Below are 26,277 nucleotides of genomic sequence, written 5' to 3' on the forward strand. Positions count from 1 at the left end.
TAAGTTCCTGAATAGGACAAAGCGGCCTTTCTTTTATTAACTATACCTATTGTATTCTTCCGATTATATCATCGAATTCAAGCGGTCCCATATTCACATTAATCCGCTGCTTAAGGATAAGCATGTTCTCTAGAATTTTAATATCAAGTGTAATTAAGAAAGGCATTTCAACAAATAGCAAGGACAATTGAAGTTGATCTTCTGCAGTCCAAGTAAAGCTGGACATAATCCGGTTCATGAAAGGCTCCAGGATGAGTGCAAAGCTTTCGAGCCATTGTCCTCGGCCTAATCGAATGACATTGTTCTCACCCAGTTTAGTTATTAAAGTAACCTCAGCTTCATCATTGTTGAAGGAGATAGAGATTGTAGCTAGTGAAAATTGGTTGTCATCGAGTGTATAGGTTATACCATTCAATTGATCTTCTTGAAAAGATGACCGCTGCAATTGTGGAGGGTCTATCGATAAGTTTTTTAATTGGTCTGCCAATTTGGCTGCTAATGCTTGTTCTTCCAGAAGAGGGACATCTTTCATATTGGGTAATAAATGCTCCCACACTGCATTCAAAATACCTTGAATACTATTTGAAGCGGCAGTAATAGCAATTACCGCATCCTGATCAGGAAGAACAACGCAGAGTTGTCCGAATGCGCCATCGGCGCGGTAGGCTCCGTGTTGGCATCTCCAGAATTGATAACCATATCCGAGCGCCCAGTCATGATCGCCTTCGCCATTGGAAATGTGTTTGGAAGTTGCCTCATTAATCCACTGTTCAGGCAGGATTCGTTGATTATTCCAGATCCCTTTTTGTAAGTAAAGCTGGCCGAATTTAGCGATATCCTCTGTGGTAATGCTTAAGCCAAATCCCCCCGTGTTAATTCCACGTGGACAAGACTGCCAAGTTGCTCCGTGAATACCGAGCGGAGCGAACAGACGCGGTTCTAGATATTCTAGCAGTGTTTGGCCAGTAACTCGTTGAAGGATCGCGGACAGCATGTAAGTGGCGCCGGTATTATATAGAAAATGTGTACCTGGTTGTTTCTCCACTGGGACTGAGAAGAAAGCTTTAACCCAATTCCCGTCTGCACTTTTATGAAGTGTGTCCATAGTATCCACGACATGCCCGGTACCCATCATCAATAGATGTCTGATTGTCATGTTGGATAGATTGTCAGTGTTAGTCGCAGGAGCCTCTTCAGGGAAGAAGGAGATAACTGCATCGTCGAGCGTAATTAGCTTTTCTGTAACCGCAAACCCTATTGCAGTTGAGGTGAAGCTTTTGCTAAGGGAAAATAGCATATGTGGTAGATCGGACTTATAAGGAGACCACCAGCCTTCAGAGACCACATACCCATGCCTAAGGAGCATGAAGCTATGCAGACCTAAGCTTTGCGTCTCTACTGCATCAATAAAGCTGGATATTGCGGCTGATGATATGCCCTGCTCTTCTGGAAGACTTCTAGACAACTGCAAGCTACTTGTAGTTTCCATTCATTCATCTCCTAAATTTTGAGAATTGTTACCTTCCTATTCTATAATAAATTACATTGTATAAATACTATATAAAAGGGAGGATTTTTAATCCTCTAAAGAGCTGCTGTTGGAGACATCGGTATGCAATCTTTTCTCAGGCCATGAAATAACATGCGAGGTTCGGCTTAATTTCTCATAGATTAGCTGGTAATCTTTTTTGAATACCTTAATGATTAAATGGATAAAGAAAACTAAATCGACCAGTAGAACAAAGAGGTAAGCGGCCGTTCTCAATGGTGAAGATAGAAGCCCCGTCACATCAGAATCGATAACAATAGCGTGAAGTCCAAGTATTACCCAATATAACAAACCATATCGGATCATAAGCGCCCAGAAAGAAGCCCGATTACCTCTGTTCGTTACCCGAATACGTACAATCCATTTGCCTAAGGTCCGCCCACCAGTAAAAGCTGGAATCAGGATGAAGTAAATCCCTGTTACAATCCAGAAAGCACTTTTTATATCGAATCCATAAAGTACACCAAACCCAATGATCCACACCATACTATCGATGAAAAAAGCAATCCCTCTGCGGGTATAGGAGACTCTTTTGGCAGAACGATCGATATTCGTATCCAGTTGTTCTATACGTGGCAGTAACCCGTTTATCCAGATAGCAATTCGGAATCCAAAGATCCCTCCCAGCGTGTTGGTAATAAGATCATCGACATCAAATAGACGGTAGGGATGATCAAAAAAGCCGTAGATGCCTGTAACCTGAGTGACCTCAAAAGATAACGAAAGTATGAAAGACAAGAGAATACACATTCCCCAGCGCGTTCGGAAATAGTAGCCCAGAAACAATCCAAACGGCACGGTCAAAGCGATGTTAAATATCACCTGTAAAAAAGCAGGCTCACGCAGTAACGACCAATACGTTGAAATCTGATCAGGTATGATCTTAGAGCCATCTATAATATCTTGTATGAATTGAAGAGGGACAAGCTGCATCATATTTCCCGAAGGTGCCATATTATGTCTTGAGGAAGGCATCGGAAGCAAAACGAGAAAATAAGCGTTCATCAGATAGAGCAGCAATAAGTATAGGATTAAAGCTCTAAGCTTATGGATGTAGCCGTGTCTACGGTATTGAACGATTAGAAAAGGGAGTGTGAAGATCAATGCCGCTATAGGAAACATCATAAAGGCATAAGAAATTGGGAAAAAGTAAGAATGAAACATAAGTCACCTGCCGAATCATTGTTTTTGTGGAATAATGTAGTTTGCTGCAAACTAGCGTTCCCGGCTCATTATAAAATTTTATGATAGGGAACTCAACTTATTTATTTAGCGCTTCCGGCATACATATGTCTATAGAGGAGCGTGAAGTGATGGAGAAAAAGGTGCAGCAGTATTATCGACTGAAGCAAAAGCAAAAGGAAATTGAAAAAGAGTTAGCAGAGCTTCGGCAGGATATTCTAAGCTATTGTAGTGAGCAGGGGGCTACCGAGACTGAAATCGGAAGCTACAAAGTGAAGTTAGTGATGCAAAATCGCAAAGAATATGATGATCTCAAGTTATATGAAACCCTATCAGACCCCGAAGTGTGGCGTATGCTCTCCAAATCAGATCCCGCGAAGGTAGCAAGTTTGACCAAGCTTAACGTAATCTCTGAGGACAAGATTATGCATACCTATTCTTTAAAGACCGTAACGTTGCTGCAAGTGGATAAAAAATAAGGATTTACGTGAGCGGTTCCTTTCATGGGGGCCGCTTAATTTTATCGAATCGCAACTCTTAGCATTTTGCGTTAAAATAAGAAGTGAAGCTGACCGTCTGCTGTTAAGGAGCTCCGGTGCTTTGGTGCGACAGTAAAGCAACCATAGAGATGGAGGAAGAGAATTCATGAAAGATTTTGATGTCATGTTAGAGAAATATGCGAACCTGGTTGTAAAAGTAGGGGTAAATGTACAACCTGGACAAGTTTTGATGGTGCATGCACCTATTGAAACGGCAGAGCTTACTCGCTTGATTGTAAGTAAAGCCTATGAAGCAGGTGCTAAATATGTAATCGTTGATTGGGACGATGAAGCGACTACACGTATTCGTTACGAAAAAGCCCCAGAAGATTCCTTCGATTACTATCCACAGTGGCAAGCAGAAATGATGGAGAAGTTTGCGGAAGAGAACGGCGCCATCTTACATATTAAAGTACCAGATCCGGAATTATTCAATGGTATTGATTCTTCCAAAGTGTCAAGAGCAGTTAAAGCGGCAGCTGTTGCTCGCAAAAACTACTCCAAATATACTCGTAATAGCAAAATTAGCTGGTCTCTCGTTAAGGCTCCAACGCGTGCTTGGGCGAACAAGGTGTTTGCTGATCTTCCAGAGGAAGAGCGAGTAGAGGCTATGTGGGAAGCGGTGTTCCAGATGAATCGTGTAGGTAGCGAGGATCCGGTTGCCGCATGGAGAGAGCATATCGGTCAATTGAAAGAAAGTCAGGATAGAATGAACGCTAAGCGTTATAAAAGCCTGCATTACCGCGCTCCGGGAACGGATCTGCATGTGGAGCTTCCAGAAGGACATCTATGGCGTGGAGGCGGCGGAGAGAATGATAAAGGTGTGTATTTCGTGGCTAATATGCCAACGGAAGAGATCTATTCTATGCCACATCGTACAGGTGTGAATGGTACAGTTAGAAGCACACTTCCTTTGAATCTGAACGGACGTTTGGTAGAAGGCCTTTCTTTCACATTTAAAGATGGAAAAGTAGTAGCATATGAAGCTGAATCCGGACGTGAGCATCTGACATCGCTGCTGGCAACGGATGAAGGTGCATCCTATTTAGGAGAAGTGGCTTTAGTGCAGCATGATTCTCCAATCTCTCGCTTGAACCGAATTTTCTACAATACAGGGATTGATGAGAATGCCTCCTGCCATTTCGCGTTGGGAAGTGCCTATCCTGTCAATATTGAAGGCGGCACAAAGCTTACGAATGAAGAGCTTGTGGCACGAGGTGCTAATGTCAGCTTAACACATGTCGATTTTATGATTGGTTCAGCTGAGCTGGATATTGACGGAGAATTGGCGGATGGTACGATTGAGCCGGTATTCCGTAAAGGGAATTGGGTGCTGTAAGGTATAAAATTAAGGTCGTAATCTCGCTTTAGGGGGTTACGGCCTTTTTTTGACGGGATTTATGTTATAGAAAGTATTTTTATGTAGAAGCGGATCCATATTAAATAATATTTTCTTATAAAAACAGCCGGCGCTCTCTTCAATAGAGAGTCCGGCGTTTTTTTATTGCCCTTAGAGATCAGTTTTATTTTGAAAAATAATTAAGGCCCATAGCCTCGCGTACTTCGGACATCGTTTCTTGAGCAATATCGCGGGCACGCTTAGTTCCGGATAATAAGATATCCTCAACAACCTTGGGTCTGGCAGCATAATAGGAGCGACGCTCACGCATTGGTTCAATTAGCTGGTCTAGAGCTGTCGTGATAAGCTGCTTACAGGCAGAACAGCTTATACTGCCACTTTCGCAGCTATCGTGAATTTCTGAGGCACCATGCGAACGAACAGCACGATGATAAGCATAAATGGGACAAATATCTGGATGCCCAGGATCATTTTTATGAACACGGGCTGGATCGGTTGTGGCTTTACGGATCTTGAAGGTGATCTCTTCTTTCGTAGAGTCCAGCTCGATAGCATTGCCTAGGCTTTTACTCATTTTAGCATTGCCGTCTGTTCCTACTAGTCTTGGCGTCTCGCTGATGAGCGCTCTGGGCTCCACAAGGATGGGGCTGTACAGTTCGTTGAATCTACGTACGATTTTGCGGGTCAACTCCAGATGGGGAAGCTGGTCTTCTCCTACAGGAATAATCGTCGCTTTACAAAAGGTTATATCCGCAGCCTGGCTAACTGGATAACCTAGAAAACCATAATACAATTCATCTAAGCTGGAATTTTTCGATTCGGCTTTAATCGTGGGATTATGCCGTAAAGAATTCACAGTAACAAACATGGAGAATAGGACGGTCAGCTCAGCGATCTCAGGAACCATAGATTGAATAAATAGGGTGGCTTTATCTGGATTTATACCCGCCGATAAATAGTCCAGTGTGATTTCATTCAAGTTTTGACCAAGGTATTGAGGCCGATCAAAGTGAGTCGTTAGGGCTTGAATATCTGCTAGAAACACAAAAGTATCATATTGCTCCTGTAGAGCCACTCGGTTCTGTAAACTGCCCACGTAATGGCCAAGGTGCAGCTTTCCGGTCACTCGATCTCCAGTTAATACACGTTCTTTTATCATTTGAATTCCTCCTGTTTTGTCGCTTTTGATTAATATTGAGTCGCCACCACCAGCCATCATCCATGGCCATCACCTCCTTAAAATAGCAAAAAAACCTCATCCAATAAGGACGAAGTTGTCGTAGTACCACCTTAATTGATCGTGTTACCATACGTTTCGTTGGCTTTACGATCTTCTCTTACCTGTACGAAAGAGGGTTAAAGATAATCTCGGATACAGGTCCCTTGATAACGGTGGGAACCCCGGCTATCCCTACAGCATCCTAGAGAGATGGTTCGGAAGAGCAACTCTAAAGGCCATTCGATCAAGCGCTGGACACCGGTTCGCAGCAACCACCGGCTCTCTGAAGTCCATGTTCGTTTGTCTACTTACCCTTTGTCAGCGTTGTTCATGATATTTGGGTAATTGTAATTCTGATAAGTGAGTTTGTCAATAGGTGGAAATTAGAGGATGATATTCGAAGTATCTAGGTTTTATAATCTAGTAAAAGTATAACTTAAATGTATATAATCATCAGGAATTAAGTCCAATCTATCATTGCGGATTCACAATATACTATTCTATAACCTTGAAATGGAGTGATGAAAAATGGCGACAATTATAAGTTATGGGTCACAGGCAAAAATCCCGTTAGACCCGTTTACTACTGCTATAACGGTTGCAGGGATTCCTGGAGCTGGAGCGGGTCTAGCCACAGCGCAAGTAAATATTAGTCCGGCTAATCCTGCCTCTTTCTCCAGTAGAGTCGAGTTAAATGGTAGTTTTAGTCTTACTGCACTTGCTAACAGCCAATTTCTTGTTTTAATCCGACGTGCTGGAGTCGATATTTATAGATCCTTTTTTCGTTTTACTACAACTACTGATATTCAATTAAATGTTCAGTGGGTTGATGGTCCTTATATTGGAATCCACAACTATGAATTGGTAATTCAGAATGATAGCAACTTGCCTATAAATCTATTTGGACCCATATCATTCACAGCAACTGCTATAGGAGGAGATGGCGTAATTTAAGTTATGGGACAGTTAAATCGATCTGATTTAACTGTCCTTTTTTCATGGGGTAAAATTTATTTATTTAAAATGTTGTCCTCTAAAACAGCATATTTATCGCCATATTGCTTAATGATATGTTGTTCTCCCCAATTACATAGAGAAGTCAAAATGTCGCTTAAACTATCACCATACTCACTAAGCTCATATTCCACTTTGGGTGGAACCTGATTGTATACGATCCGGTTGATAATTCCATCGGCCTCAAGTTCGCGTAGTTGCTGGGTTAACATTTTTTGAGTAATTCCGGGCATTAACTGTTTTAGTTCCGATGTTCGTTTTTTGCCATGAGTTAAATGACACAGAATTACACATTTCCATTTTCCTCCAATCACTTCGAGTGTGGCCTCAACAGAAATATTGTATTTTTTCTTGATAGTTGTCATGATATCCTCCAATGTATGGGTACTTTTTAGTATCTATGGTACTTTTAAGTGCGTACTATTGATTATGTCCAATTTTGCTTATCATAACATTTATCGTTCTTTTTTTATAGAATGTTATAATTTCAAGTGCTCAGTCCCAAAAAAGTTAATACAAATAAAAACCGTTTCTATACCCTCCCCGTCTTAATTTATGAGAGGTTTAGGAGAGGGGGCTAAGGAAGGATATGACGATGACTAATGCAGAAATGAAGAAGGTAACGATTCTTGATTCTAGGAGCGAGACGGATTTCTACGATTCTATATTGGTACATAGAGAACAGCTATACAGTATTGCCTATAGCTACTTGCGTAACCGGAATGATGCGCTTGAAGCGATGCAGGAAATGACTTGCCGGGCCTGGATCAAAAGAAAAACGTTAAAGGATCCAAAAGCGTTTAAATCATGGATCATTCGGATCCTGATTTATGTCTGTATAGATGAACAAAGACGTAGAAAGCATTCCATGCCGCTTGTTGACGAGAGAATAGGAGAGCAGATTACCCACATTGGCCATCATCGGATGGAAATGCTGTGGGCACTTGAACAGGTTAAACCCAAGTATCGCCATGTGCTGCTGCTTAAATACTACAACGATATGACCTTAAATGAGATTGCTAAAATACTAGATAAACCTGAAGGAACGGTCAAGACATGGCAGCATAAAGGACTCAAGCAGTTAAGAACGATCATTAAGAATCGGGGTGATTGGAACCATGAGTAGTCAGGAGGAGCTTGCCATGTTAATCGATGCTGAACGGATCCCACAGGAGCAAAAAATGGAGAGTGCAGCCGCACAAATCTATGCCATTCAAGCAGGACTCGAACTAGGTAAAAAGCGCGGAAAAAAGCTAATGTTCGCTAGAAGCGCTATGGCTGTACTGACTGCTTCTGTTTTGATTGCAGGTTTACTCTTCTTCAATCCAACCCAATTGATGCCACAGCAAGCCTCTACAAGTATTGAATCAAGTAACTGGGGTGTGCTGGAACCTTTTAAGAAGCTTGCCTCGTTAGATGGTGATGCTCTCACATTAGAATCTGCTATCCGAAATGATTATGTGCAAATCGTGAATAAGAGTGCTGAGAAAAACGGATATAAAATCACTCTAAATGCTGTGATCGCTGATGAAAATAAAATTATACTGCTATATACAGGGACTACAAGTGGTGGTCAGGAAATTTACAATGTGAATAGTGTATGGCTGACAGATGCTGTGACGGGACAAAGTGTAGTGGATGAAAATGGGAGTAGAGGTGGGATGGGTTTACATGCTGTGGATAGTATTTATACATGGCTCGGAAAAACTATCTATCCACTAGATAAGGATAAAGCATTTCCAAAAGAGGTGGTGGCGAATTTTCAGATCGCTTCAGTGGATCCAGGAATGCTAGCAAAACCAAAAACGGGAACGGATCTAGCTGACATGCGCTATTCTGATCGTTTAAAGGTGAGCTTCGCTATTGATCCAAAATTCTGGGAACAAAAGACCGAGACGGTAGTTATAAATCAGCCTTTTATGATTGACGGGCATGAAGTGAATCTTGCACAAGTGGAGCTTTCTCCATTAAGTATAGTAGTCAAATATACGCTAAGTGAGGATTTAAAAACTAATTGGGAGATCAGGAATGAGTTATTTGGAAAGACCCCTAGTGAGTTGACATCGCGGGTTGGGAAGCGCGAATTGAAAAATAATTCGATTGGCGGAAGTGGCAGTGAGGATGGATTTATAAGTAACTTTAGCAGCAACGTATTGGATCAACCCAAATTCATTCGTTTGAAACTTGATGCGGGGCTTGATCGCGAGAAAGAGGAGTATATTGATATCTTGAAAAAATAAGCAGCAAGTGATGAGAGTGAGAATGTGATGGGATTCGTAATGCAGAAAAAGGTCCGCTGACAGCGACCTTTTTTTGTTTTCTAGAAGATTAAATATGATTATAAAGTCCTTTTTAAAATAGTGCTATAATAGCTCTTTGAGTGTTCTGAGCTGTATTTTGATCTATATGAACTAGGGGTGATAGATTTGAGCGTAATCCGTATGGAGAACGTAACTAAGAAATATGAGAATACTTTGATTTTTCGAGATATATATTTTCGAGTTAGCAAGGGTGAGCGGATTGGGTTAATCGGACGAAATGGTGCGGGGAAATCTACTGTTTTTAAACTGATGATGGGAAAAGAGGAGCCAACAGCAGGGAAAGTAGAGTTAGATCCCAATGTGAAGATCAGTTATTTCTCTCAATTCTCGGAGCTTTCCGGGGCCTTGTCTGTACAGCAAGAGTTAGAATTGTGCTTTGAGCAGGTAGCGCTTATCGAACAGGAGCTTAACCAAATCGGGGAACAGCTTGGACAAGTGACGGATGATGACCAGATGAATACACTTTTAGAGCGGCAAGCGGCGCTTTTTGAACAAATGGATCATTTGGATGGCTGGAATGTATCTGTAGAAATCAACACTGTTCTGACGAAGTTGGGCTTCAATGAAAGATCACGGCATCAACCTGTAGATGAGTTATCGGGAGGCTGGAGGAACCGTGCAGCACTGGCTAAAGTCTTAATTGAAATGCCCGATGTCGTATTGCTCGATGAGCCTACTAACTTTTTGGATATCGAAGGGATCGTATGGTTGGAGCAGTGGCTTCACCGTTTTAATGGGGCGATGATTCTCATCTCCCATGACCGGCAATTTATTGACAGAGTAGTCACGCGGACGATAGAAATCGAGAATTATCATTTTCAGGAATATGAAGGCAATTACACCGACTATGTTCGTAAAAAGAAGATGCGCAAAAAGGTGCTTGATCGTCAATTCGAGTGGGAAGAAGAGCTTCTACTTATGGAGTCTGAAGCCATTGAAACCCGCGGGAACAAAAAGTCCCCGAAGGATCGTCTATCACGTAAACTGACAGATATGAAAAAGCGTGTGGAGCCTCATCCAGTGAACGTACTGATCACCGATATCTACAGCAATTTACGGTTTCCGGACAAGCTTGGTGAAGTGAAGGGAATTGGACAAAGCTATGATGGTCGGACGATATTCCAGAACATTAGCTTCGATATTCAAAAGGAAGATCGGATAGCTATTGTGGGGCCTAACGGAAGCGGGAAGTCGACACTCATAAAGGTATTGACTGGGCAAGAAGAGCCTGAAACGGGTGGTGTGACTTGGGAACGTGGGGTCAGCTATGCGTACTTCAATCAGATGTGGGACGAACTCGATGTTAAGGATACAGTCAGTCATGCCGTAAATGTGTATGGGCTGGGACTCGATGCTCCGCGGAAAAAAGTGAACAAATTTCTATCGATGCTACAATTCTCGGAAATGGATCTGAGCAAAACGATCGGCAGTCTGTCAGGTGGACAGCAGGCCAGAGTAGCGTTAGCGAAATGCCTTCTCTCTGGCGCGGCTGTCATTATTTTGGATGAGCCAACGAATCATTTAGATTTGACGAGTATTCAGGTGATGGAGCAAGCACTCATTCATTTCCCTGGAGCCGTAGTTACCGTCAGTCATGACCGCTTCTTCATCGATAAAATTGCAACGAAAATGCTTACCTTCGATCCTGAAGCAGGAATCACTGAACAGAATGTTTAGGATTATGCTGGCAGTCGGATGATCACGGTCGTCCCTTTACCTACTTGACTGGTGATTTCAATCCCATAGGGTTCACCAAAATGAAATTGAATACGATCATGAACATTTTTTATACCAATATGATCTTCATCTAGGGTGTCTGATGGTTGAGAGAGACGAAGACGTAACTGTTTAAGTTTCTCTTCATCGATACCAATTCCGTTATCTTTAACGATAATTAGCATGTCATCCCCCGAAATCATCGAGGAGACTTCAAGGAGACCCGGTTCACTTCGACACTCCAGTCCATGGACGATAGCATTCTCAACGATGGGTTGAAGGGAAAAGTGCATGACTTTAATTATTTCGGTATTAGGTTCTAGCTGTTCAATATATTGAATTTTGTCCCCGAAACGTAATTGTTGGATTTTTACATACAGCCGGACGTGTTCAAGTTCTTCTCGCAGGGTTACGGTTATCTTTCCGGTCTGGATATGAATCCGAAACAATCTACCTACAATCCCCACCATTTCGCCAATCTCTCTTTGCCCATTAATGATAGCTTTCATTTGAATAGATTCAAGTACATTCGCAAGGAAATGTGGATTGATTTGGCTTTTAAGGGCGCCGTATTGAGCTACTTTTTGCTGTGCTTTGGCCATAGAAGATCGCTCGATATAATTTTGCAGGTCTTTCACCATTTTTCGGATTCCATTGTATAGAACACCAAACTCATCTTGACGATTACTATACAAATCCACATCAAAGTTCCCCATCCCCACCAGCTTAACCTTTCGGCTTAAAAGAATAATAGGCTTAGTGACACGCTCCGATAGGATATACATGAATAAGATCGCAGTGACAAGCGACAAGAGCGCTAATGTTAAAATGATTTTTCCGAGAAAAGTGGCTTGCTTAGTCATCTCTTTTTCATCTATATACTGTATGACCTTCCAGTTGGAATAGGGAGACGTAACAAAGTTAATGTACGAGTCTTTATCATCAAAAGTACCATAAAAGCTTCCCGTGTCATTGTTCATGAAAGTATTAAGCGCCTGAGGTTCTATAGGGATAGGTTGTAAGGGTGAGGTCTCTAAGATGTCAGAGCTGTAAACACTACCGCCCTTATCGTCTAAAATAATGAATTTTCGTTTGCTATTCTCCGAGAGCTTTAAGATTTCACGTAATGAATCCAATCGGATATCGATTAACATGACGCCAATGGGCTGCTTGCTTCCTTTTTTATTAATGACTCGGGCAATAGAAATGACGGATTGTTTGGAATTGGTGCGATAGAAGGGGACATGGCTGCCAAATAGAATCACTCCGCCTTTTTTCTGCTGGGTCTGTAAATACCAATCCTCCTGGGTATAATCCTTCACATCATAATCCGCACGATTGAAATTGGCAGAGTAGAACACACGTGATCCCGAAAAAATCTGCACACTATCAACATTTTTAATCGTCATCTCAATCCCGCTGATGAAATGCTCAATCGTGTTTCCATACTGAATATTCAGGTCATTTCCGACGTCGTCTTTATGGATCGTCCAATGCTCAAGTGCGGTTTGGAGCTGGCTATCTACCTGTGCGTTCAGTGTACCTTTATCAATACTTTGAAGATATTGGTCAATGTTGAACGAGAGGTTATTAAGGATCAGATTTGAGCTACTCTGGTATTCATTTTTGACGGCTTGGTTTGAAAAGATATAGATGATTGCGGATATGATCAGGAGTGGAATGGTAATGGTCAGGATCATCAGCATGAAAATTTGACGATTGACATGTCGCATCCGGTAGCGTCTCTTTGGTTGCTCAATCTGCATCATTTTAGGTCACCAGCCTGATTGTTTTCTATAGTCTGATGGGGTCATGTTGGTGATACTTCGGAATGTTTTCACGAAATGCTTATAGCTTTTGTAACCACACATCGTACAGACATCGGTCACTAGAATCTCCGGTTTTTTTAAGCATTCCTGCGCATATTCCATCCGAATTTCGGTTACAAATCGCATATAGTTCTTATCGAGTTTCCGCTTGAAGAGGCGACTTAAATAAGACGGATTATAGAAGAATCGATCTGCTACCATCTGCAGAGTCACGTCTTGATCAATATTTTCTTTAATGAAGGATTTAATATGCTCGAATATGATCACATCCTGTTGGTGGTTGTGTGTCAGTCCTTCGGTATAAACAATCCCCAAATGAATCATCCACCTGCCAAGCCAGTCAAAAAGCGTCTCAAGTGAATCAAAATCATCCACAAAGGTAAGGTTCAGGAGCTTTTCGCTGTACACACCTTCGATATGGATGTGGTTTTTATTGGCGAAGCGGATTATAACACTTATGATTTCCTGAAGAAATGCGAGCCAGTAATCAGGAGAAGAGACATCGGTTTTACTCAAAATATCTTGAGCCAGACGGTGTATCAGCTGGAGCGTCTCTATTTCGTTAGAACTTTCGATACAGGAGATCATCCGTTTCTTATCATTCTCATCTAGTTGAATTAAGGATGGTTTCTGAGAATTTGAGTTTTCTATCCATTGTGGCACATAGAATAACCTGCAATCTCTCTTGTAAAAGCGTTGATATAACATTCGATCGGACTCGTGCAGCAATGTATGTATTTGTGCAGGGTTCTCCGTCGTCTTACTTATAACTACATAGAGGCCTAGATGATGTTCTAGCGTAAGCGCCTTCAGATATTGATCGATTCGTATCTGTACTTGAGTTTGAAGAGGGAAGTTGTCAGTAGAAGACGGAGATCCCAATACAATAAGACCATAGAGCTTTGTTTTAGATGAATATGTAAAAATAGAGTGTGGTGTAGAGGCATGGAGATACTCATCCACTGCGTAATGAATCAACTTTTCCGCATATTCTCTCATCCATAGGGTGGATTGCGTGCGCGTTTCTCTCACAGGAATGCCAGTCAAAACAAAGGGGAGATAAAGATAGTAGTTACTGTTGAAATTACATAGTTCATGGATAATAGCATCATCTATTACTGAATGTTCTTCCTCTAGCAACAGCTTTACAAGCTCTGCCCCTTCCAGATTAGAACGTTTTAATCGGTCTTGCCGTTTTAGATGAAGCTTGTTCATACAGTTTTGTATTACTAGAAGGCTTTCTTCGTATTCCAAAGGCTTAAGCAAAAAAGCATGTACATTCCCTAGTTGTATAGCCTTCTGAGCGTATTCGAAATCGTTGAATCCTGTCAAAATGATAAATAATGTATCAGGAAGCAGATTGCGAATCTGCTCAATCATTTGAAGCCCATCCATTTCTGGCATCCGGATATCGGTGATCACCAAATCGGGCTTCTCGCGTAGCGCGGTGGTCATTCCTTCTCTGCCATTCTCTGCTTCAATAATGCTGTGGACCCCAAGCTCCTCCCAAGCAAAGTAATGTTTTAAGCCCGTTCGTATTAATGGCTCATCCTCTACAATCATCAATTTATACATGAAATCCCTCCGGAAGACTAGAATTATAGTGGATCACTCGTAAGAGAATACCATTAGATGTAAGATTAAAAGGGTTACATTAAGGCGAAAAAGTGAAAAAATATAAATTCAATTGTTAATAGGTGGAATATGTAATGTATTATAACATTGAAGAGGGGTGGATTGAAGGGATATGTCAGAAATGAACCCTAAAAGTAAAAGGAGTGGGATTCTCCTGAATTTACAATTGATTTATGATTAGCGCAAGGAATGAGAGCAGTACTTTATTCCACAAAAAATAATTGGGGGTAGCACATGAAAGCAATGAAAAAAGGGCTAATGAGTATTGTTGGTGTCGCACTTTTAGGTACACAGTTAGTTGCATGTGGAAATACGAACACAGCCAATTCAGCAGTTACACCAAGTAATAATGCTGACAAGACAGAGCCCGCAGCAACTGAGGTTGCTGCTAAACCAGTAGAAATTACTTGGTGGAATTTTCCGAGCTTTCAAGCTTTAGATGGCGAAGTAGGCAAGTATGAGAAGGAAATCATTGCAGCTTTTAATGAGAAGAATCCTGAAATTAAAGTAAACCTTGAGATGATCACCTTTGAAGGCGGCCCTGAAAAACTGAATGTCGCAATTGCTTCGAATACCGCACCTGATGTGATCTATGATGCACCTGGACGGATTATCGATTGGGGTAAAAAGGATTTGCTTGCACCGCTTAACGACATGGTGACTGATGAAGTGAAGAATGATATTTCAGAAGCTTTTTGGAAGCAGTCAAGTGTAGGCGACAACATCTTTATGTACCCGATCAACACAGCGCCTTTTATGATGGCTGTTAATAAATCTATTTTTGAAAAGATTGGCGCTCTAGATTTACTACCTTTGGATAAGGAAGATAGAACTTGGACGTTTGAAGAATATAAAAAGGCGTTGGAAGCTGTAAAAGAAAAGGCACCGGACGTTATTCCTACAGGATTCTTCGCGAAGAGCCAAGCTGGAGACCAAGGCACTCGCGCTTATCTTGCTAACTTAGGTGTATCCCGATTCTTAAATGAAGATAACTCAGCAGTCGCTATCAATACTGATAATGCAGCTAAAGCGTTAGATTGGATTGTCCAAGCTACGAAAGATAAACTCAGTGTCTCTGGTGCAGCTTCACTTGCGGCTGCTGACGTGAACGATTTGTTCCTGCAAGGGAAATTGGCCTTTACACTTAACTATTCCGCTGTACTAAAAGCACAGAACGTATCCAAAAAAATGGTTCAGTTCGAAGATATTCTCCTTCCATTCCCTACACTAGATGGTTCGGAACCAAAGCTTGAACCATATCTGGGCGGTATGGCTGTATTTAACAATGGGGATGAAGCTAAGATTGCAGCTTCCAAAAAGCTGATTGATTTTATTGCTAATGATCCTGTATGGGGTAAGAAAAACTTGATTCAAACAGGCGGACTCTCGGTTCGTAATTCGATTACTGGTCTTTATGACGATCCAGAGTATAAATACGCTGAATATGCACGTAAATTTACGACAGATGCACCAACGATTGCTGATGGATATGCAGATATTCGTACGTTCTGGTTCCCTGAATTACAACGTGCTTTAACTGGAGGCGCAACCGGCAAGGAAGCTTTGGATAGTTTTGCTACAAAGGCTAACGAAGCTATTACTAAAGCAAAAGCAGCTATGAAATAAATAGTGAATGGTGTTCAAAAGAATAGAGTGCGGGAAGCACTCTATTCTTTTTAAAAAAATGAAAATTTTAAAGCTACGCACCTATAAATATCATTATTTTTCATCAGAGAAATGGGGAGAAGGTTGTGGGGACAACGGTACGCAAAATTAAAGGTTATGTGATACGTGACTGGATGATGAGTTATCTTTTCTTATTACCAGCGTTTGGATTTTTTCTTCTGTTTGTAGCCTACCCAATGATAAAAGGGGTTTATATTAGTTTCTTTGATTACTCGCTGAGAGATTTTAGTTTTATTGGTCTCGATAATTATATTTCATTATTTAAAGATGATAATTTCATGAAGTCCATGGGAAATACTTTATTACTCGTAGTGATCACCGTACCGATCGTGATTATCTTTTCACTGTTTGTCTCCATGAATATTTATAAGAAAAAAGAGTTTGCTAGATCGTTTTTCCGAGGTGTGTTCTACTTGCCAGCCGTATCTTCGGTCGTAAGTATTACAGTCGTTTGGGGCTGGATTTACCATCCCAACTACGGAATTCTGAATTATTTGACGGGTTTATTTGGAATGGAGCCTGTTTCATGGCTTGGGGATACAAGAACCGCATTACTTGCAATTATCGTGGTCTTAATAACGACTTCTGTAGGGCAACCGATCATCTTGTATGTGGCCTCCATTGGTAACATTCCTAATTCTTATATTGAAGCCGCAGAGATAGATCGAGCAACCCCTTGGCAAATTTTCCGGAAAATATTATGGCCGATGCTGATGCCAACGAACTTATATATTATCGTGATTACCACGATTAATACCTTTCAGTGTTTTGCACTGATTCAACTCCTTACCTCAGGTGGACCTGTATATAGCACTTCAACTGTTATGTATGGTGTATATGAACAAGCCTTTATGCTAGGTCATTTCGGATATGCCTCTGCAATGGGCGTCATACTCGCAATTGTAATTGGGATCATTTCAATCATTCAATTCAAATACTTTGGCAGCGATGTTGAGTATTAAGGAGGGGACATCATGAATTCTACGAATCCATTAGAACTGAAAGCACCTATTATCCAGTCTAAGAAAGTAAGCGCATGGAAAAAAGAATTAACGATTCCAAAAATAATCGCTACAATCCTATTGATTTTGGCTACATTATTTTTTATATTTCCCTTTTACTGGGTAGTGTCGGGGGCCTTTAAACTTCAAACTGTGGCAACGACCATCCCACCGGAGTGGTTTCCGTTAAAGCCGACGTTACAGAACTGGACAGAATTATTTAAGAATCCAGTAGAACGCTGGATGTTTAATAGCTTTATTATTGCTTTTGCAGAAATGGCTGCGATCTGTATTGTCTCCTCCTGTGCCGGATATGTTCTCGCAAAGAAATCATTTCCAGGACGAGGAATTATCTTCACGATGTTTGTTGCCGCTATGGCATTGCCTAAGCAAGTTATTCTCGTTCCGCTGTTTACGATGTTAGCAGACTTTGGTTGGGTCAATACGTATAAAGGGCTTATTTTACCGGCGATTGGCTGGCCATTTGGAGTCTTTTTGATGAAACAGTTCGCGCAGACGATTCCGGGAGAGTTGATTGAAGCGGCAAAAATTGACGGCAGCTCGGAAATTCGATTGTTCGGAACGATCATTTTACCGTTATTGAAACCAGCAGTTGGTGCACTGGCTATATTCACCTTTATTACTTCATGGAACGATTATTTCAGCCAGCTAATCATGACGCGATCTACTTCGATGATGACCTTGCCACTTGGGGTTGCGACACTTCGAGGCGAATTCACAACGAACTATGGACTGCTTATGGCAGGTGCTGCGTTAGCTTCTATTCCTATGATTGCGATTTTCCTAATGTTTCAAAAGGCATTCACACAAGGGATTACTATGGGTGCTGTTAAGGGTTAACAATTCTCATAACAACGTAAATTAACAATAGTGATTTAAACGATGGAGGCTATTATCTATGAAATCATATAATCTTGAAGCTTTTAAAGGCATTATTATCGCTTTGTACTCCAGTTATGATGCTGAGGGGAATATAGATAAAGAAGCGGCACGCAAATTAGCTCGTCATTATGCTTCTACAGGTGTGAAAGGTCTTTATGTTGGCGGAAGCTCAGGCGAAGGCATGCTGCAATCGGTAGAAGAGCGTAAACAAATGCTCGAAGCAGTTATAGCGGAAGTAGGAGATGAGCTTACGATCATTGCACACGTAGGTGCTCCATCTACAAGAGACAGTGTTGAGTTAGCTGTACATGCTGAATTAGTTGGCGCACATGCGGTATCGGCTGTTCCGGCTATCTATTACCGTTTGTCTCCAGACAGTGTTGAAAGTCATTGGCAGGCGATCATTGATAGTACTTCACTTCCATTTATTATCTACCACATCCCGCAAACGACAGGCTTTCAATTATCTAAAAGCTTGTTAGTGAAGATGGCCGCGCAGGATAAAGTGATTGGCGTGAAGATTTCAGCAGAAAGTACATTTGAGCTTCAGCAGTTTAAGGCAGCAGGTGGAAATGATTTTCTTGTATTGAATGGACCGGATGAGCAGTACTTAGCTGGCCGCAGCATTGGGGCAGATGGTGGGATTGGTGGAACTTACGGGGTCATGCCCGAGCTATTTTTAAAAGTAGAACAATGTTATGGGCAAGGCGATATGGCTGAGGCGCAGAAATGGCAGTTCATTATCAATGATCTCATTGTAGAATTATTATCCTTTCCATCATTATATGGTGCATGTAAAGCAATTCTGAGTTTGCGTGGATTTGAAACGGGCCAACCGAGAATGCCACTTCTACCCATCAAGGCTTCGGATCAGGATCGGGTGGAAGCTCTCAACAATAGAATATTAGAGTATATTCTTGAAGCGAAGGGATAGGGTTATGATGACTCGAATGAGCGATATCTTTCCGATGAAAGGTCTGATCGTGTCATGTCAGGCACTTGAGCATGAGCCGCTTCATGGTGGGGATACAATGGCAAAAATGGCAAGAGCGGCGGTTCAATCAGGGGCAATTGGAATTCGCACGAATGGGGTTCCAGATATTCTAGCGATTAAAGAAGAAGTAAATGTACCGGTTATTGGACTTATTAAACGGGATATTCCCGGATCAGCCATATTTATTACGCCAACTCTGGATGAGGTGAAAGCAATCGTGTCCGCTAAAGCGGATATTGTTGCATTAGATGTTACGAATCGGGAAGGTCGCTTAGCGTCGGTTAAGCCTTTAATCGCATATGCCAATCAAATGGGTGTGCTTGTAATGGCAGATATATCGACTTTGGAGGAAGGACTGGCAGCGGAAGAATTAGGTGTAGATTTTATTGGTACAACACTTTCGGGCTATACACCATACAGCACACAACAAGAAGAACCAGATCTTGTCTTGCTTCAGCAGTTATGCGAGTTCGTGAAGATTCCCGTAGTTGCAGAAGGGCGTATATGGACACCGGAAGATGCGGCGAGCGCTAAGAGGGCTGGGGCATCTTATGTAGTTGTAGGAAGTGCGATTACAAGGCCACAGTTGATCACTTCACGATATGTCAAAGCCGTGATCGATTGCTGAGACTTAAGGAGGCGAGTCCGTGTTAGAAGATTATGATCCTCTAATGGAATATGCTGTCGGAGTGGATATCGGGGGGACGAAAATTAATGCTGGACTCGTTACACCACAGGGTGACGTAGTACATACTGTAAGTCTGAGCACAAAGGCTGGGTTCACGAAGACCGTGGACCGAGCTATTCAGGCTATTCAAAGGTTAATAGAAGAAGCTACAGCCATGCATGCAGGCGTTCAGATTAAAGGGATTGGTGTAGGAACGGCAGGACAAATCGATTGGGAGGCAGGGAGTATTCGCTCGTCATCAGAGCTTATTCCTGGATATGCTGGGACAGCCTTGAAAGCGTTGCTTCAGACTCAATTCCAGCTTCCAGTAATCGTAGATAACGACGTGAATGTACTGGCATTAACAGAGAAATATTTAGGTTCTTGTATAGGTGTGAGCGATTTTATCTGTCTTGCACTTGGTACGGGTGTAGGTGGAGCCATTGTTGTAGAGGGTCGTCTTGTCCATGGTTCTTGGGGTGGCGCTGGAGAGTTGGGGCATCTGTCCGTAGATTTCAAAGGACCTGCTTGTGTTTGTGGAGGGAGAGGCTGCTTAGAATATTATGCGTCAGGCACAAGCATTGCTCGTCGAATGAGGGAAAAACTAACTTTAAACAATGAGCCACTTGATAACTTAGAATCACGAGACGTGATCGCGAGATGGAGGGAAGGAGACCGTCTAGCTACAGAAGTAATGGAAGAAACAATTGCTGCGCTTGGTTCAGCTATCGCTTCGTTTATTCATATTTTTAACCCAAAGGTTATTGTTATTGGTGGTGGAGTGGCTGAAGCAGGTGAGCTATTATTCGAAGGAATAAGAAGAGAAGTGGCTACGAGAACGATGCCATCGATGCTGGAAGGCGTCCGCATTGAAGCAGCCTATCGTGGCAATTCCTGTGGAATGATCGGTGCGGCATTACAGATCTGGGAGTACGGAGTCCCATCCCTTTCATCTAGTAATGAAGGCTTTATCTAAATCTCTTGATTAAATAGAATAATTTACCGATAATGTTAAAGGGGATGAGAGTAAAGGTCAAATCTTTCTGGGGTCCCTAATCCGTTTATAAGGAGTGATGATGTTTGAGTACGAACAACACCACAATGAAGTCCGAGAGAGGTCAGTATTCGTAAGGGAAGAACACCTCTCAATGACTACGGGAGGCACTATCGGAAATGATGAATTTAATGAACATGGTGAGGGGAACAGAGAACGATCTACCTGCCAAAGAGATGATCAAGTATTGGAATCATGAGCCTGGAACTTTGAAGCTTGTGAGAGCAAGTAGCAATTTTATTTATACGTTTCAATGGAATAGTAAGCACTATTATTTAAGGTTTACTCATGAAGAGGATAATACCGCAGAGAATATTCAGGCTGAACTAGATTTTATGATGTACTTATTGGAACAGGGCTATGAGACCGTAGCGCCAGTACGCTCCAAGCAAGGGAAGTGGATTGAGACCCTTTCAACTGGAAATGGTAAATATCACGGGGTTGTTTTTGAACAAGCCCAAGGGGAGTACGTTCCACTTGAAGAGATGTCGGAGCTGCAGTTCCAACATTGGGGTCAAACGCTCGCGAGATTGCATAATTTATCTGAGACTTATGCTCCGAGCACACCCGCACGTAAAAGCTGGGTCGATTCGCTTCAATTTATTTTATCCGTATTAAGAAGACACCCCGAGGAGCATAAAGCGCTTAAGGAATATGAACGAATTGAGGCGTGGCTAAGTGAGCTCTCTTTTGGCGTAGGGCATACGGGGCTGATCCATTTTGATTTTGAGACAGACAATATCTTTTATATGAAAGAGACGTCTCGATATAGTGCGATCGACTTTGATGACTCTATGTATCACTGGTTTGCGATGGATATCACATCAGCATTAAGAGATCTATCCAAACAGAATGATGATGAGAGCAAGAAGAACATCGATCTTTTTATTAATGGATATAGATCAATAAAGCGGCTGGACGATGAATATATCAAGCTATTGCCAGAATTCCAAAGATTCTCTGACTTATATGGATTCGCTAGGTTGCTTCGAAGTTTAGAGAATTTGGACGTTTCTATTTGTCCGGAATGGGCACTACAGCTTAAAGCTAAATTAGAAGCAATCTGTGATCGTATTCGGAATGGCTTTCATCCACATATTGCGCTGAAGACAATCACTGAGAATAACTGGTATACCTGTACGCAATTAGAGGTGTCCAATGAGCAAAAAACGGTTTTTCCTGTACCAGTAGTCTATTGGTTAGCAGAATCGGCTTATTGCGGAATGACTCCGTTGGCTTTATACGCAGATGAAGAATTGGTAGGATTCTCAGTATATGCTGTTGATCCTGAGGACGGAAGTTATTGGATTATGGCGTTTATGATTGATCAGAAATATCAGAATAGAGGATTCGGTAGAACCGGAATGGCTGCCTTGATTCGAACTATAAAAGAGGAACATCACTGCGACAAAATCGTTATTGGACATCGAATAGAGAACGAACGTGCTTCGAACTTATATACATCCCTTGGATTCGTTGAAGTGAGCAGGGATGAGGTTGAAGTCATACGTGAGTTGATAGTGTAAAAAGAAAAGAGGCCGTTCCAAAAGTAGTTTTTGTACTACTTGGGAGCGGCTCTTCTTGTTATCCTGTAAATGACGTTCCAAATGATGATCCGAGTGAAGTTCCAAGTGAAGTTTCAATAGAACAATTAGGGAATTTCTCCCTCTAATTCTGAGATTATTGGTTGCCAGACTTATAATTAGGGAAAACCTCCCCTAAATTCGTCTGATTTGATGAGAATCAAAGGAATTAGCCTGATTTATAGGGAGGAATTCCCTAATTTCATTCATTATTAGCGGATATCGACTTTTTATAGGGAGTTTTTCCCTAATCAGTTTTAAACCATCAAATATTAGCCCACTCCTGCTCTAAAGAGGAATAGACGATCTCGTTGCACCATTGCTGATTACAGAATCTAGTCTCCCTAAGAACTCCATCTTTTAACATTCCTGCTCTAATCATTACTTTCTCAGATTGCACGTTCTCGGCGTTGGCATAAGCAACAACCCTATGTGCATTAAGAGAGCTAAAGGCATAACCTATCAGAGACTTCACGGCTTCAGTTGCATATCCCATTTTCCAATAGTCCGGGAGTAGGACCCAACCGATTTCCCATTCTCTGATTTCTTCCCAGTTTAACTTTATGCTGACATTACCGATGGGCTTCATATCCAGCTTTGTACATATTGCAAGATCATAATATTGCCGTGGATCACATGTTGCTTGAGACAAGATCGAAAGGAAGTCATCTTTAATTTGTTTTGCATCAGGTGCAGTGTTCTCATATTTGTAGGATAGGGGATTTTGTTCTAGTTCTTCATAAAAAGAAGAATCACTGCTTGTATAATCTCTTAAAATTAATCGGTTCGATACTATTTCCATGAATATAGCACTCCTAGTTTAAGTTTTAATTGTTCTTCAGTTGCTACCGCCTAATACGATTACAAAGACTCTGTTATACGTACTCTGTAACTTCTTGTAGATCCATGTAATTTCCTTTATTTTTCATAATATTTACACATTATAAAAATATAAGCTTAACAACCTTCCATTTTTATCTACAAAAATAGTGGAATTGTGATAAAGTAATATTGGTTTATTTACTAGAGGGGGATTTTGGAAATGAAAATGATTAAATGGGGCATCACTGCAGCGCTGGCAGTATCTATGTTTGGTCCAATTCATACAGCGAAGGCAGCAGATACAAGTGTACAAGCAGAGACTACGACTCAAAACAACGATGATCTAATCTTTAAGATGGACTATACGGAGATGACCGTTGGTGACAAGGTTCCAGTGCAGATTTTTGCAAAAGGTCCAGATGGCTCATCCGAACGTGTTCCACTGTCTCAAGCAGATATGGTTATTGAGAAGCCTTACTTATTGCAAAAGCTGCCTGATGGTTCAATAAAAGCATTAGCCGTTGGCGAAACAAATGTAACCGTACGTTCAGGAGCTAATTCCAAAACGTTAAAGTTATCTATCAGTGCTGATAAGGACATCGAAACAGGTGTATTAATCAATGGCACGATGTATTTGCCTGTACAAACTACCTTTAAGAGTTTAGGTGCAACTATTCAGACGAATACAGCCACTAAGACTTTTAGTATTCGTGTAGGGGATTTGCCTATTCAGCTTCAACTGGGCAGCGATATTGCTATGGTGAATGGGAATAAGGTGAAAATGAGTGGTAAAGTGCAAACCGTGGATGGAGGAGCAGTATTCCCTGCTACCCTCTTAAAAACAGCATTGGGAGCAGTATTGGACTTTGGTGCTCATTATGAGTCTTTGAACATCAATTTCGGTAAAGCTGAGTTATTTGCGTACACAAAAAATACGTTAAAAATATCCAAAAGAGAATCTCAAGGGGATCTCGCCAAGCTAATCGGAAAGACTTATTGGTTCAACCAGTATGATTCCGACTATAAATTCCAAAAAGCAACGATTGTTGATATTCTTGTGAACGACGATAATGAGTTTTCGATTTCTTTTCAATTGGCATCAGGTAAAATTGTGAATTCTTATGATATGGAATACGATCAGGTCACTCGCGATCTGGCAAACAAAGAGTATTTCTTTACGTCTGATCCTACCAAAATCTATAAATGGTCAAATGCGATTTGGGCCAAGATCAAGGCAGGTACAATTTCGACAGGGATGACGAAGCAGCAAGTAGAGCTGAGCTGGGGCACTCCAATTGATAAATCAAGTCTATCCGGCAGTGGAATTACAGTTGAGACTTGGCAATATAGAAATTATAATTACGTAACCTTTACAAATGGTGTTGTCTCTATGATTTACACAAATTAATGTAAGGGAACTATAACTTCATTTTAAATCAAAGGACGCCTTAAGGTTCATCACCGGGCGTCCTTTTCATATATTCGAACGCCTCATCATTGATTTAGTCATAGAGCCTGTCTCTAAAGCATATCTTTTGAAAGAAGCACTTTCAGAATGAAATGTTGACTATTTATTGACCGAAATGAGGGGTTTATTCATGGCAAAGTCAAAACGTGGGCATGCACTGTGGAGTTTACCATCCAGGGGTCGGGGTACTTGTCCGGTCTGTCAGAGCACACGGATCAAACTGCTTTATCCAAAAAGAAAAACGGACGGATCAGTCGTTAAGGTTTGTAAGCGTTGTGACAAGGCGCCTCAGACGAAAGTGGATGCAGTGTTGGTGTAAAAGAGTAACGCAAGGATGCCTAGTTGCAGCTATATGCATTTTGCATGTAGGTATAACTAGGCATCCTTATTTTGAAATATAAGAAAGTATAAATTTCACACTATGCTGGATATGAAATTATTTCAGCGTACGATGAATGACCTGATCACGTCTAGGTCCCACAGAAACAGTAGAAATACGTATTCCAATAGACGTTTCAATAAAGTCTACGTAACTTTTAGCTTGCTCTGGCAGCTCGTCGAAGCTGGTGATATGGGAAATATCGCAGTTCCAGCCAGATAAATACGTTATTATCGGTTTTGCTGTGTTTAACTTATTTGTTGCTGGAAACTTGTCGGTGATTTCCCCATTTTCAAGTTCATAGGCAACACAAACCGGAATCTCATTTAAATAACCAAGAACATCCAGATTGGTCAGCACAACCTCCGTTGCACCTTGCATCAGGCAACCATAGCGTGTAGCTACTGCATCAAACCAACCCATACGTCTAGGACGACCCGTTGTTGCTCCAAATTCCCCAGCATCGCCACCTCGTGTGCGAAGTTCATCCGCTACAGGGCCTTCTAATTCAGATACAAAAGGTCCGGCACCAACACAACTGGAATATGCCTTCGTTACAGCGATAACATTCGTGATGGCAGCCGCAGGTAGACCCGCGCCGACAGGTGCGTATCCGGCAAGTGTCGATGAAGAGGTAGAGTAAGGATATATACCGTGATCAGGATCGCGCAGAGCGCCTAATTGCCCTTCAAGTAGAATCGTTTCTCCTTTTGCATAAGCTTCTTGTAGTATTTCTGTTGTATTGGCAACATATGGTGCCAATTGCGCAGCTTCCTTTTGTAACTGAGTCATTAATTCCGAGACTTGGATAGGGGCTTTCTTATATAAATGCTCCAGCAATACATTTTTTGAAGCAAGTAATTGTTCGAGACGTTTCTGAAGTCGGGCGGGATCAAACAAATCTGCAACTTGTATCCCGAGCTTCGCATATTTATCCGCGTAGAATGGCGCTATTCCTCGTTTGGTTGAACCGAACCCTTGTGACCCAAGTCGTTCCTCTTCCAGCTCATCAAACAAACGATGGATCGAAAGTACGATTTGAGCACGCTCAGACACGTACAACTTCGGCCGTGGAACCCCTTTATCTGCTAATGCTTGTAATTCCTTTACTAATACTTCTGTATCAAGAGCTGTTCCTGGTCCAATAATGTTTGTAACTGAAGGGTAAAATACACCAGAAGGCAGCATATGAAGCGAAAATTTTCCATACTGGTTAATGATAGTATGTCCAGCATTACTTCCACCTTGAAAACGAACTACATAGGATGATTGAGCGGCTAGTACATCTGTCATTTTTCCTTTGCCTTCATCTCCCCAGTTAGCTCCTACAATTGCGATTACGGTCACGTGATTACC

General features: G+C 41.6%; 23 protein-coding genes and 1 other annotated feature. Of the genes, 15 read left to right on the plus strand and 8 right to left on the minus strand.

The window, feature by feature from the left end; translation table 11 throughout:
- Positions 1-46: 46 nt before the first annotated feature.
- Both MHI27_RS12970 and MHI27_RS12975 read right to left on the minus strand, forming a co-directional pair.
- Positions 47-1,489, minus strand: coding sequence for a serine hydrolase domain-containing protein (locus MHI27_RS12970; protein ID WP_405176432.1), 1,443 nt, complete (start codon positions 1,487-1,489; stop codon positions 47-49).
- A gap of 87 nt (positions 1,490-1,576) precedes the next feature.
- The gene (locus MHI27_RS12975; RefSeq protein ID WP_405176433.1) at positions 1,577-2,713 is read right to left on the minus strand and encodes a VanZ family protein; all 1,137 of its coding nucleotides are present in this window, start codon (positions 2,711-2,713) and stop codon (positions 1,577-1,579) included.
- A 149-nt stretch (positions 2,714-2,862) separates the two neighbouring features.
- On the opposite strand from MHI27_RS12975, the gene MHI27_RS12980 reads away from it, so the two are divergent.
- Positions 2,863-3,210, plus strand: a complete 348-nt coding sequence (locus MHI27_RS12980; protein ID WP_042187563.1) for a hypothetical protein — start codon at positions 2,863-2,865, stop codon at positions 3,208-3,210.
- Between the two features lie 166 nt (positions 3,211-3,376).
- Positions 3,377-4,609: an aminopeptidase gene (locus MHI27_RS12985; protein ID WP_042187565.1), complete on the plus strand. Its 1,233-nt coding sequence runs from the start codon at positions 3,377-3,379 to the stop codon at positions 4,607-4,609.
- 184 nt (positions 4,610-4,793) lie between these two features.
- Here the strand turns inward: MHI27_RS12985 and trpS are convergent, their stop codons facing one another.
- Complete coding sequence (gene trpS / locus MHI27_RS12990) at positions 4,794-5,789, minus strand: tryptophan--tRNA ligase (RefSeq protein WP_405176434.1); 996 nt, start codon at positions 5,787-5,789, stop codon at positions 4,794-4,796.
- A gap of 102 nt (positions 5,790-5,891) precedes the next feature.
- Positions 5,892-6,180 (minus strand) — a binding site (T-box leader).
- Positions 6,181-6,377: 197 nt separating this feature from the next.
- Here trpS and MHI27_RS12995 point away from each other — a divergent pair.
- The gene (locus MHI27_RS12995) at positions 6,378-6,803 is read left to right on the plus strand and encodes a hypothetical protein (protein WP_042127063.1); all 426 of its coding nucleotides are present in this window, start codon (positions 6,378-6,380) and stop codon (positions 6,801-6,803) included.
- Positions 6,804-6,859: 56 nt separating this feature from the next.
- Here the strand turns inward: MHI27_RS12995 and MHI27_RS13000 are convergent, their stop codons facing one another.
- Positions 6,860-7,228, minus strand: coding sequence for a helix-turn-helix domain-containing protein (locus tag MHI27_RS13000; RefSeq protein WP_042187569.1), 369 nt, complete (start codon positions 7,226-7,228; stop codon positions 6,860-6,862).
- Between the two features lie 224 nt (positions 7,229-7,452).
- On the opposite strand from MHI27_RS13000, the gene MHI27_RS13005 reads away from it, so the two are divergent.
- The 3 genes from MHI27_RS13005 (at position 7,453) to MHI27_RS13015 (ending at position 10,861) form a co-directional block, all read left to right on the plus strand.
- Entirely contained in the window at positions 7,453-7,989 is a 537-nt protein-coding gene (locus MHI27_RS13005) for a sigma-70 family RNA polymerase sigma factor (RefSeq protein WP_405176435.1), read from the plus strand.
- Entirely contained in the window at positions 7,982-9,103 is a 1,122-nt protein-coding gene (locus MHI27_RS13010; RefSeq protein WP_405176436.1) for a DUF4179 domain-containing protein, read from the plus strand. Before MHI27_RS13005 ends, MHI27_RS13010 begins: the two co-directional genes overlap by 8 nt.
- Before the next feature lie 186 nt (positions 9,104-9,289).
- Positions 9,290-10,861: an ABC-F family ATP-binding cassette domain-containing protein gene (locus tag MHI27_RS13015; RefSeq protein ID WP_076299403.1), complete on the plus strand. Its 1,572-nt coding sequence runs from the start codon at positions 9,290-9,292 to the stop codon at positions 10,859-10,861.
- Positions 10,862-10,863: 2 nt separating this feature from the next.
- Here MHI27_RS13015 and MHI27_RS13020 read toward each other — a convergent pair whose 3' ends face one another.
- Both MHI27_RS13020 and MHI27_RS13025 read right to left on the minus strand, forming a co-directional pair.
- Entirely contained in the window at positions 10,864-12,669 is a 1,806-nt protein-coding gene (locus MHI27_RS13020; protein WP_405176437.1) for a sensor histidine kinase, read from the minus strand.
- 6 nt (positions 12,670-12,675) lie between these two features.
- Positions 12,676-14,304 (minus strand): response regulator, encoded by a 1,629-nt coding sequence (locus MHI27_RS13025; RefSeq protein ID WP_405176438.1) that lies wholly within the window; start codon positions 14,302-14,304, stop codon positions 12,676-12,678.
- A gap of 294 nt (positions 14,305-14,598) precedes the next feature.
- On the opposite strand from MHI27_RS13025, the gene MHI27_RS13030 reads away from it, so the two are divergent.
- The 7 genes from MHI27_RS13030 (at position 14,599) to MHI27_RS13060 (ending at position 22,195) form a co-directional block, all read left to right on the plus strand.
- Positions 14,599-15,990: an ABC transporter substrate-binding protein gene (locus tag MHI27_RS13030; RefSeq protein ID WP_076121384.1), complete on the plus strand. Its 1,392-nt coding sequence runs from the start codon at positions 14,599-14,601 to the stop codon at positions 15,988-15,990.
- Positions 15,991-16,163: 173 nt separating this feature from the next.
- Positions 16,164-17,012 carry a carbohydrate ABC transporter permease gene (locus tag MHI27_RS13035; protein ID WP_405176731.1) on the plus strand — a complete coding sequence of 283 codons (849 nt, stop codon included), beginning with the start codon at positions 16,164-16,166 and terminating at the stop codon, positions 17,010-17,012.
- Between the two features lie 12 nt (positions 17,013-17,024).
- Complete coding sequence (locus MHI27_RS13040; RefSeq protein WP_081382857.1) at positions 17,025-17,912, plus strand: carbohydrate ABC transporter permease; 888 nt, start codon at positions 17,025-17,027, stop codon at positions 17,910-17,912.
- A 58-nt stretch (positions 17,913-17,970) separates the two neighbouring features.
- Positions 17,971-18,888, plus strand: coding sequence for a dihydrodipicolinate synthase family protein (locus MHI27_RS13045; protein WP_339270783.1), 918 nt, complete (start codon positions 17,971-17,973; stop codon positions 18,886-18,888).
- A gap of 4 nt (positions 18,889-18,892) precedes the next feature.
- Positions 18,893-19,576 (plus strand): N-acetylmannosamine-6-phosphate 2-epimerase, encoded by a 684-nt coding sequence (locus tag MHI27_RS13050; RefSeq protein ID WP_405176439.1) that lies wholly within the window; start codon positions 18,893-18,895, stop codon positions 19,574-19,576.
- Positions 19,577-19,595: 19 nt separating this feature from the next.
- Positions 19,596-20,591, plus strand: a complete 996-nt coding sequence (locus tag MHI27_RS13055; protein ID WP_405176440.1) for an ROK family protein — start codon at positions 19,596-19,598, stop codon at positions 20,589-20,591.
- Positions 20,592-20,788: 197 nt separating this feature from the next.
- Positions 20,789-22,195 (plus strand): GNAT family N-acetyltransferase, encoded by a 1,407-nt coding sequence (locus tag MHI27_RS13060; protein ID WP_405176441.1) that lies wholly within the window; start codon positions 20,789-20,791, stop codon positions 22,193-22,195.
- 322 nt (positions 22,196-22,517) lie between these two features.
- Here the strand turns inward: MHI27_RS13060 and MHI27_RS13065 are convergent, their stop codons facing one another.
- Positions 22,518-23,054 (minus strand): GNAT family N-acetyltransferase, encoded by a 537-nt coding sequence (locus MHI27_RS13065; RefSeq protein ID WP_405176442.1) that lies wholly within the window; start codon positions 23,052-23,054, stop codon positions 22,518-22,520.
- A gap of 240 nt (positions 23,055-23,294) precedes the next feature.
- On the opposite strand from MHI27_RS13065, the gene MHI27_RS13070 reads away from it, so the two are divergent.
- Both MHI27_RS13070 and MHI27_RS13075 read left to right on the plus strand, forming a co-directional pair.
- The gene (locus MHI27_RS13070; protein ID WP_405176443.1) at positions 23,295-24,482 is read left to right on the plus strand and encodes a stalk domain-containing protein; all 1,188 of its coding nucleotides are present in this window, start codon (positions 23,295-23,297) and stop codon (positions 24,480-24,482) included.
- Positions 24,483-24,672: 190 nt separating this feature from the next.
- Positions 24,673-24,861, plus strand: a complete 189-nt coding sequence (locus MHI27_RS13075; protein WP_076121390.1) for a hypothetical protein — start codon at positions 24,673-24,675, stop codon at positions 24,859-24,861.
- Positions 24,862-24,978: 117 nt separating this feature from the next.
- Here the strand turns inward: MHI27_RS13075 and MHI27_RS13080 are convergent, their stop codons facing one another.
- Positions 24,979-26,268, minus strand: coding sequence for an adenylosuccinate synthase (locus MHI27_RS13080; RefSeq protein ID WP_405176444.1), 1,290 nt, complete (start codon positions 26,266-26,268; stop codon positions 24,979-24,981).
- Positions 26,269-26,277: the final 9 nt, after the last annotated feature.

It is taken from the genome of Paenibacillus sp. FSL H8-0261 (genome assembly GCF_045040645.1).
Classification (GTDB): domain Bacteria; phylum Bacillota; class Bacilli; order Paenibacillales; family Paenibacillaceae; genus Paenibacillus_AQ.